Consider the following 10,068-nt stretch of genomic DNA (forward strand, 5'->3'; position numbering starts at 1 on the left):
AGATTTAATCTTTCAACAACCAAAAAATAACCACATTTAATATGTCATATAATTTATTAAAAGGAAAAAGAGGAATCATTTTTGGAGCCTTAGATTCAAATTCAATAGCCTGGAAAACAGCAGAACGTGTTCATGAAGAAGGCGGTACTTTTGTATTAACTAATGCTCCTGTAGCAATGAGAATGGGACAAATAAAAGAGCTTGCAGAAAAAACAGGTTCGCAAGTTATTCCAGCTGATGCTACAAGTGAAGAAGATTTAAAAAATCTTGTAGAGCAATCTATGGAGATTTTAGGAGGTAAATTAGATTTTGTATTGCATTCTATAGGTATGTCTATTAATGTTCGTAAAGGTAACGCTTATACTAGTCAGAATTATGCCTGGACACAAAAAGGAACAGATGTCTCTGCAATGTCATTTCATAAAGTAATGCAGACGCTGTTTCATGCAGATGCAATGAATGAATGGGGAAGTATAGTAGCTTTAACATATATGGCTGCGCAACGCGTATTTCCAGATTATAATGATATGGCCGATAATAAAGCATATTTAGAAAGTATTGCGCGTAGTTTTGGATACTTCTTTGGTCGAGATAAAAAAGTAAGAGTAAATACAATATCTCAATCACCAACACCTACTACTGCTGGTAGTGGAGTTAAAGGTTTTGATGGTTTTATAGCCTATGCAGAGAAAATGTCTCCATTAGGAAATGCAACAGCAATGGATTGTGCTAACTACACGGTAACTTTATTTAGTGATTTAACTAAACGAGTAACTTTGCAAAATTTATATAATGATGGAGGATTTAGCAATATGGGAGTAAGCGATGCTGTGATGGATGCTTTTGTAGAAGGTCAGAAATAACTTTTATTACATATAATATTTAAGCCTTACGTCTAATTTATTTACCGTGAGGCTTTTTTTTGTTTAAAAAACAAAGAAAAGTATTAGATTTAAGTCAAACTAACCTAACATAACCTAACCATTATGCTAAGATTATTTTATTTTTTATTTCTAATAAGTTTTTCTACAACTGCACAAATTAATTTTACAGATGAAGCTATAAATTTAGGCTTAAATGTTAATACAGGGATTACATACTTAGGTAATGGAGTTTCATTTTGTGATTATAATCAGGATGGATGGGATGATATTACTTTAACAACAGGAGTAGGTCAATCATTACGCTTTTTTAAAAATATCAATGGTGTTTTTTTAGAGGAAACATTTGATTTAATTTCAACAGAATATCAAACAAAACAAGTTAATTGGGTAGATTTTGATAATGATGGGGATAAAGATATTTTCCTTACTAGTGATGTGAATGGTTTACGTTTAATAGAAAATACAGGAAATTTAGTTTTTCAAGATATAACAGCAAACTCTGGTATTCCTATTGAAAATTTTTATACTTATGGAGCATCTTGGGGAGACTATAATAATGATGGTTATTTAGACGTATTTATAAGTAATAGAGATAGTAATTTTATAATTCCAAACTACTTATACAAAAACAATGGAGATGGAACGTTTACTAACGTTAGTACTCAAGCTGGAATATTAAATACTAGTGAATTGTCATTTTGTTCGGCTTTCTTTGATTTTAATAATGATGGTTGGCAAGATATTTATGTTTCTAATGATAAAGTAATAAATCAAAATAGGTTGTATAAAAACAATGGAGATAATACTTTTTCTGAAATAAGTGAGTCTTCTGGTACAGATATTTCAATTGATGCTATGACCACAACTATAGGAGATTATAATAATGATGGTTGGCAAGATATATATATAACAAATGGACCAGCCGGTAATGTGTTATTCAAAAATAATGGAGATGAAACATTTACAGATATAGCTTTGCAAACGGGTACTATATTTAATAGTATTGGATGGGGAGCCGTTTTTTTAGATGCTGAAAACGATATGGATCTTGATTTATATGTTAGCGGGTCTTTAGATGGTAGTTACCCTAATTATTTGTCGTCTGCATTCTATATTAATAATGCTGATGAAACTTATGCATTGTCTTCAAATTCAGGTTTTTTATATGATAATGGAGCTAGTTATTCTAATGCTATTGGAGATATAGATAATGATGGTTTTCCTGAAATATTAGTAAGTAATAACGATAATGAAAATGTTTTTTTATGGAAGAATAATACAGTATCTAATAATAATTGGTTAAAAATTAAAACTGTAGGTGTATTAAGTAATAAAGATGGTATTGGAACTAAAATTGAAATTTCTGTAAACGGAGAAAAACAGTACAGATACGTTCATTGTGGTGAAGGTTATTTGTCACAAAATTCTAGCACTGAGATTGTTGGGCTAGGGACAAATACAATAGTAGATTATATTAAGTTTAATTGGTTAAGTGGAACAGAAGATATTTTTTATAATGTAGCATCTAATCAAACACTTAGTGTAGTAGAAGGATCTTCTAGTTCTTTATCAGTTAATGACTCTGCTATGCATAACTATAATATCTGGCCAAATCCAGTAAAAAATAAGTTGACTTTAGAAGCTAAAGAATTAATTAATTTTTATGAAGTTTATACAATATTAGGAGTAAAAATAATTACATCTGATGTAAAAGATTTTTCTTTTAAAATAAATACTTCTCAATTAAACTCTGGAAGTTACTTTTTGAAGTTTTTTACTAATAAAAATAATTATACTATTAAATTTATTAAACTATAAGTTTAATTGTCTAATTTAAATTATTTATTATATAAAATGTTGATAAGTATTGAATTATAATTATGAACAAACGTTTTAACGAGGAATTGTTACAAATCGTCGATTTGTCATTGTTTAACAAACCTAATTATAATTTTATCAATATTTTAGAAGAATTGATAATTAATATTTAACCTTTTAACCAAAACAATTTAATATGAAGAAAATTACTTTATTTTTAATGGTAGCAATGATATCTGCCATTTCATGGGCTCAGTGTACTACTGGGGTAGCATATCAAGGAGCTGCCTTAGTTAACGATGGTTCATTAGAACAGCAATCAAACTGTAATTATACAGGAGAGTATAGTAACACTACAAATGTAATTGATGGAAATACTTATACATTCTCTTCGGCTGTTGCAACAGATTTTTTGACAGTCACTAGTTCAGATGGAACTGTTACTTATGGTTTTGGAGTTACTCCTTTAACTTTAGCAATTGATACTAGTGGAGATTTAAATGATCAAGCATTAAGAGTCTACTATCATGAAGATGCTGCTTGTGGCTCTGCTAATAATTGTCGTGCTACTTCTGTAAGAAATGATACGGCTGCTGCCAACTCATGTTTTGATCCAACAGGTCTTACTGCAGCTAATTTGCAAGAGACAACTACAGATTTGTCATGGACTTCTGGAGGTCCTACAGATGTAGATTATAATGTAACTGTATTTGCTTCTGGTGCAGATCCTATGGTAGATACTCCTGTGTTTACTGCAAATAATGTTGCAGGAACTATGGTGCAAGCTACAGGGTTAGTTTCTAACACACCATATGATGCTTATGTTATAGCAAATTGTAGTGGAGCTACAGCGCAATCAATGTTGGTTGGGCCAACTAGTTTTACTACTACTACTGCATGTCCAGATCCTACTGCACTAACAGCGTCAAATATTACATTTAATTCTGCAGATTTAAGCTGGACTCAAACAGGTTCAGTTATGTCTTGGGATATAGAATTAGTAGATATTACAGCAATGGGAGCTGCAACAGGTACAGCTACAGCAACTGGAGTAACAAACCCATATACTCTAATGAGTTTAAACCCTAGTAACGATTATGAATTTTATGTACAAGCAGATTGTAGTGCTACTTGGGTAGGACCATTTGCGTTTTCAACACCTGCAGCACCACCAGCAAATGATGATTTTGCAAATGCTACAGCTATAACATGTGGTACTACATATACAGGTAATACTTCATCAGCAACGTTAGATGAAGACTATGCAGGAGAACCAGCTGGTGGAGCAGATTTTGATGCTCCTAATGTATGGTTTTCTTACACTGGTTCTGGAAGTCCAGAAGATGTGACTTTAGATTTATGTGGTTCAGATTACGATACAGGAATTATGGTATTTACAGGAACTACAGGCGCATTAACACAAGTAGCAGAAAATGAGGATGCTGCTGTTTGTGGAGCTGCAGCACCTGAATCTTATAGATCATTTTTAACTTTTCCTTCAGATGGAACAACAACTTATTACATAACTGTTGAAGGTTGGAATGTTGGTAGTGTTGGTAACTATAATTTAGTTACTTCTTGTGTTGCGGCTACTATGCCACCACCAAATGATTTATGTGCTAATGCTGAAGCTCTTACTTTAGGTTCTACAGCTATGGGAACTACAGTTGGTGCAACTAAAGAAGCTGCTGATGCTAACCCTACGTGTGAAAGTAATTTAGCTACAATTGTAGATGTTTGGTATACTTTTGATGCGACTATTACTGGACAAGTGGATATTACTACTACCATTACTGGTACTTCAGATCAAGCGAATGTAGCTGTTTATACAGATTGTACATTGGCTACACAGTTAGCGTGTTCTGATGCGAATGGAGGAGAGTCTATTAATGTAAATGGTTTAACAGATGGTACAACATATTATGTTAGAGTATGGGGAGATGGTATTGCAGCTAGAACAGAAGGTACTTTTGATATTACTGTAGCTGAAAGTACATTATCAACTCCAGATTTTGATAATAACTCATTATTCTCTTACTATCCAAACCCAGTTAAAAATACATTAACATTAAACGCTCAAAAAGAGATTTCTAATGTTACAGTATATAATATGATAGGTCAAACAATACATAGAGCTGCTCCTAATGCAGTATCTAATGTTGTAGATATGTCTAACATGCAAGCTGGAGCTTACTTTGTACAAGTTACAGTTGGTGATGCAGTAGAAACTGTAAAAGTTATTAAAAAGTAATTTTTAAATGTTATAAACATTAATAAATATATTTTTAAAAGCCACTCTTTTTAGAGTGGCTTTTTTTATAGCTTTAGTTTACATTTGTAAGATGCAATTACATTTTTCTTTTATAATCCCTGTATATAATCGCCCTAATGAAATAGAAGAGCTTTTAGAGAGTTTTGTTAAGTTAGAAACCAATACTAATTATGAGATAGTTATAATAGAAGATGGCTCTAATATAACCTCAAAAGTAATTGTAGAGAAATATAATTCTCAACTTAATATTTCTTATTTCTATAAAGAAAATTCTGGACCTGGAGATTCTAGAAACTATGGAATGCAAAAAGCAAAAGGAAATTACTTTATTATTTTAGACAGTGATTGTATTTTGCCAAATCATTACCTAAAAGCTGTAGAGGATGGTTTAGAAAAAAAATATGTAGATTGTTTTGGTGGGCCAGATGCAGCACATCAATCATTTAGTAACCTTCAAAAAGCGATAAACTTTAGTATGACAGCTTTTATAACAACTGGAGGTATAAGAGGAAATGCTAAAAGTGTAGATAAGTTTCAACCTCGTAGTTTTAATATGGGCTTATCTCAAAAAGGTTTTATGGCTACTAATGGTTTTGGAAATATACACCCAGGTGAGGATCCAGATTTGTCAATTAGACTATGGGAATTAGGCTATAAAACAAAATTAATTAGTGAAGCATTTGTTTACCATAAACGTAGAATTTCATGGTCTAAATTTTATAATCAAGTTAGAAAATTTGGATTAGTGAGACCAATTTTAAACATATGGCACCCAAGAACAAAAAAAGTGACTTATTGGTTTCCTACTATCTTTTGTTTAGCATTAATTTTTTCAATTATATTATTTTTGTTTAGCATTAATTTGCCATTGTATATGTTTTGTGGATATTATCTTTTAGCTTTTATTATGGCTTTATATAAAACAAAACATCCTTTAATTGCTTTTCAGGCATTAGTAGCTATTACAATTCAATTTTTTGGATATGGGATAGCATTTTTAAAATCTACTGTCTATCTTACTATTTTAAATAGAAAACCAGAACAACAATTTCCAGAATTGTTTTTTAAAACAAAATAATGTCTGCATTTAAAATAAAAATTAGAAATACACTAAGAAGTAGGAAAATTAATAGTTTTCTTCTTTTTCTTATTATGGCTTTTGGGATATTAGTATTAACTAAATTATCTAGAGGTTATACTAATACTATTTTTCTAAATATTGAGGCAAAACAATTACCAGAAGAAGTAGTGTTATTAAGTGACTCCACACATCAAGTAAAATTAACTTTAACAACCTATGGTTTTAGATGGCTTAAATATTACTTAAAGCCTCCAAAAGTAGTAATTGATTTTGAACAAGATGTAACGCGAACAAACTCGGCATATATTTGGACAGCAAATAAAGGTTTTTCAAACCTTAATATGCAATTTGATAAAGAAGTTAAAATTGAGAGTATTTCACCAGATACGTTGCTTTTTAAATATGATGTTAATGAAGTTAAAAAAATACCAGTAAAACTAAATGCAGCTATAAATTATAGTATTGGTTATGATGCATTACTTAATGTGAAAACTAATCCAGATTCGATTTTAATTATTGGACCAAAATCATTACTATCTAAAATGGAAACAGTAGAAACTGAATTTTTAGAACTAAAAGATGTAAATAAACCAATTAATGAAAACATAAATTTACAGTTGGATTCAATTGCAGATGTTATTAAAATTAATACAAGAAAAGTGAGTGTTATAGCCAATGTTGAAAAATTTACTGAAGGTACCATTGAAGTGCCCATAACTCTTATTAATACTCCAAATAGATTTAAAGTTAACTATTTTCCTAAAAGCATTAAAGTATCTTATTACACAAGTTTAAGTTTGTTTAATTCTATAAAAACCTCAGATTTTAAGATTATTTGCGATTTCAAAAAAATAAATGAAACAACTAATTACTTAACTCCAGAATTAGTAAGTGAGCCTATAAACATTAAAACGGCAAGAATGCATCAACAAAATATTGAATTTATAATTTCCGAATGATAATAGTTGGATTAACAGGAGGAATAGGGAGTGGAAAAACAACGGTAGCAAAAACTTTTGAAACTATTGGTGTGCCTATATATATAGCAGATGAAGAAGCTAAAAAATTAATGCATAAATCTAAAGTTTTAAAACGTCAATTAATAAAGCTTTTTGGAGAAAAAGCTTATATAGATAATAAATTAAACCGTGAATACCTAGCTAATGCTATTTTTAATAATAAAGCATTATTAAAAGAGATGAATGCTATTGTACATCCTAAGGTAGCAAGACATTTTAAAAAATGGTTAGCAAAGCAAGATGGGCCGTATGTTATTAAAGAAGTTGCTATATTATTTGAAAATGGGAGTTATAAAAGCTGTGATTATATAATTACTGTTACTGCACCAAGAGAAGAAAGAATAAAACGGGTTATTAAACGCGATACTTCAAAAAAAGAAAAAGTACTTGCTATTATGAAAAATCAGTGGACAGATGAAGAAAAGGTAAAGAAATCTCATTATGTTATTGAAAATATCAATCTAGAAGATACAAAATTACAGGTCTCAGAAATTCATAACATACTTCTTAAAAAAATCAGCAAATCTAAATTTTAACATTTTTGTTAACGTAAGGTTAAATGCTATGTCTTGTAAATGTTAAAATCTTAATTTTGACCTAATGAAGAAGAAAGTGTTTCTTGTGCTAGTCATATTAATGAGTTTATCTTTAATAGGTATTATTTTTGTTCAAGGCTATTACATTTCAAACTCTGTTTCTAACAAGGAAGACCAATTTAAGTATAATGTAAAAATGGCACTAAGCAATGTGTCTAATGAAATTGGTAAAGAGGAATATAGAGATGTTGTTTTAAAATTACGTAAATTAATAGATCAAGGTATTGCAGTTAATATAGATACTACTGCTTTTTTTGATTTATATTTAAAAAAAGATATCTCTAATACAGACGAAACGCTTATTTATAAAAACGGGATTTTAGAAGAAAACTATAAATTATCTTCTGCGCTCTTTGACATAGGTTTAGATAGTATTAGTATAAAGCGTATCATTAGTCAAAATGAAACCAAAGTTTATAAATCAAGTACTGTTGATGGTTTTGAAGCTTCATTATTACAAAGTGGTGATATTAGTAGAACAGAAGATATAGATTTTGAGCCATTATATCAAAGATTCTCGGCGAGAAAGCCAATACATAAGCGTGTTACTATAGAAAAGATTGACAGGTTACTAAAATTGCAATTAATTAAAGATGATATAGACATTGATTATGAGTTTGCTGTTTATAGTAATGATTTAGCAACTAAAGTACAAACAGAAAACTTTAATATTGAAAATGCATTTATGAGAGTGCCTTTTTTTGATAATACAGCAAGCGATAATAATTATGGGCTATATGTAGAGTTCCCGCAAAGACGAAAGTTTATTTGGTCGACTCTATTAGGCATGATTGCTTTGTCTATTATCTTTACAACAATTATAATTGTAGCTTATTCAAGTGCTTTATTGCAACTAATGAAACAGCGTCAAATTTCTGAAATTAAAACAGATTTCATTAATAATATGACGCATGAGTTTAAAACACCAATAGCAACAATTAATTTAGCATTAGATGCTATAAAAAACCCTAAAATAATTGATGATAAAGATAAAGTAAAACGCTACTTAGACATGATACGAGAAGAAAATAAACGTATGCATGCCCAAGTAGAAAATGTATTAAGAATATCTAAACTTGAAAAGAATGAGCTAAACATTAGTAAGGAAAGAGTAAGTTTAAACGACTTAGTCGAAGATGCCATTTCTCATGTGGAATTGATTGTTGAAGATCGAGGCGGAAATATAGAAACAAGTTTAAAAGCAGATAAGTCATCTGTTTTAGCAAACGAAACTCATTTTACAAATGTGTTAGTAAATATTTTGGATAATGCTATAAAGTATTCTCCAGAAGCACCAGTAATTAATGTTGAAACCTTAAATGTTGGAAATAATATTATAGTAAATATTAAAGACAAAGGAAGTGGCATGAGTAAGGCTGTTGCTAAACGTGTGTTTGAAAAGTTTTATAGAGAGCATACAGGTAATGTACATAACGTAAAAGGCCATGGATTAGGTTTGGCTTACGTAAAAAGAATAGTTGATGATCATCAAGGTCATATATCAGTAGAAAGTGAAAAAGAAAAAGGAAGTATATTTACAATAAAACTTCCGTTAATATCATAACATTATGGATGAACAAGCAAAAAAAATACTATTAGTAGAAGACGATCCTAATTTTGGAACCGTTTTAAAAGATTATTTAATGATGAATGATTATGAAGTTGTCCATGCTAAAAACGGCATGGAAGGTTTCGAAAAATTCAAAAAAGACGATTATGATCTTTGTATTTTAGATGTTATGATGCCTTATAAAGATGGTTTTACTCTAGCTAAAGAAATTAGAGAAAAGAATACAGATGTGCCTATTATCTTTTTAACAGCTAAAGCTATGAAAGAAGATGTTTTAAAAGGTTATAAAGTAGGAGCAGATGATTATTTAAATAAGCCTTTTGATAGCGAAGTATTATTAATGAAGATAAAAGCTATCATGCAGCGTAAAGCAACAGAAACTGTTGCAGATAGTAAACAATTTGAATTTAAAATTGGAGGCTTTGATCTAAACTCTAAACTTCGTTTTTTAACATATAAAGGAGGTGAGCCAACTAAATTATCTCCAAAAGAAAACGAATTATTACGTTTATTAGCATTACATGAAAACGATTTAATGCCAAGAGAATTAGCACTAACTAAAATATGGAGAGATGATAACTATTTTACATCTAGAAGTATGGATGTATATATAGCAAAACTGCGTAAGTATTTAAAAATTGATGATAAAGTAGAAATACTTAACATCCATGGAGAAGGTTTTAGATTAGTTATAAACGCTGAGTAATAAAACAACAGATATAAATAAAAAAAGCCAACTTTTTTAAGTTGGCTTTTTTTATTCGGTTGTCCCGTCCTGAAATAAGTTGACAAAAAATCGACTTATTAATGAAAAGTAAAGAGAACAAA

8 protein-coding genes are annotated in these 10,068 nt (G+C 29.9%); all 8 read left to right on the plus strand.

Going from position 1 to position 10,068, the window contains the following annotated elements; all coding sequences use genetic code 11:
- The first annotated feature begins 41 nt into the window (after nt 1-41).
- The 8 genes from Q0997_RS15880 (at nt 42) to Q0997_RS15915 (ending at nt 9,946) form a co-directional block, all read left to right on the plus strand.
- Nucleotides 42-863 carry an SDR family oxidoreductase gene (locus Q0997_RS15880; RefSeq protein WP_299890557.1) on the plus strand — a complete coding sequence of 274 codons (822 nt, stop codon included), beginning with the start codon at nt 42-44 and terminating at the stop codon, nt 861-863.
- Between the two features lie 123 nt (nt 864-986).
- The gene (locus Q0997_RS15885) at nt 987-2,702 is read left to right on the plus strand and encodes an FG-GAP-like repeat-containing protein (protein ID WP_299890559.1); all 1,716 of its coding nucleotides are present in this window, start codon (nt 987-989) and stop codon (nt 2,700-2,702) included.
- 196 nt (nt 2,703-2,898) lie between these two features.
- Nucleotides 2,899-4,953, plus strand: a complete 2,055-nt coding sequence (locus Q0997_RS15890; protein WP_299890561.1) for a fibronectin type III domain-containing protein — start codon at nt 2,899-2,901, stop codon at nt 4,951-4,953.
- A gap of 91 nt (nt 4,954-5,044) precedes the next feature.
- Nucleotides 5,045-6,052, plus strand: coding sequence for a glycosyltransferase (locus Q0997_RS15895; RefSeq protein ID WP_299890563.1), 1,008 nt, complete (start codon nt 5,045-5,047; stop codon nt 6,050-6,052).
- Entirely contained in the window at nt 6,052-7,014 is a 963-nt protein-coding gene (locus Q0997_RS15900; RefSeq protein WP_299890565.1) for a YbbR-like domain-containing protein, read from the plus strand. The genes Q0997_RS15895 and Q0997_RS15900 overlap by 1 nt, the downstream gene beginning before the upstream one ends.
- The gene (coaE, locus tag Q0997_RS15905) at nt 7,011-7,610 is read left to right on the plus strand and encodes a dephospho-CoA kinase (RefSeq protein ID WP_299890567.1); all 600 of its coding nucleotides are present in this window, start codon (nt 7,011-7,013) and stop codon (nt 7,608-7,610) included. Before Q0997_RS15900 ends, coaE begins: the two co-directional genes overlap by 4 nt.
- A 64-nt stretch (nt 7,611-7,674) precedes the next feature.
- Complete coding sequence (locus Q0997_RS15910) at nt 7,675-9,234, plus strand: HAMP domain-containing sensor histidine kinase (protein ID WP_299890569.1); 1,560 nt, start codon at nt 7,675-7,677, stop codon at nt 9,232-9,234.
- A gap of 4 nt (nt 9,235-9,238) precedes the next feature.
- On the plus strand, nt 9,239-9,946 hold the full coding sequence (locus Q0997_RS15915; RefSeq protein ID WP_299890571.1) for a response regulator transcription factor: 708 nt from the start codon (nt 9,239-9,241) through the stop codon (nt 9,944-9,946).
- The last annotated feature ends 122 nt before the right edge of the window (nt 9,947-10,068 follow it).

Origin of the sequence: uncultured Lacinutrix sp., assembly GCF_947500325.1 — a bacterium.
Taxonomy (GTDB): Bacteria; Bacteroidota; Bacteroidia; order Flavobacteriales; family Flavobacteriaceae; genus Lacinutrix.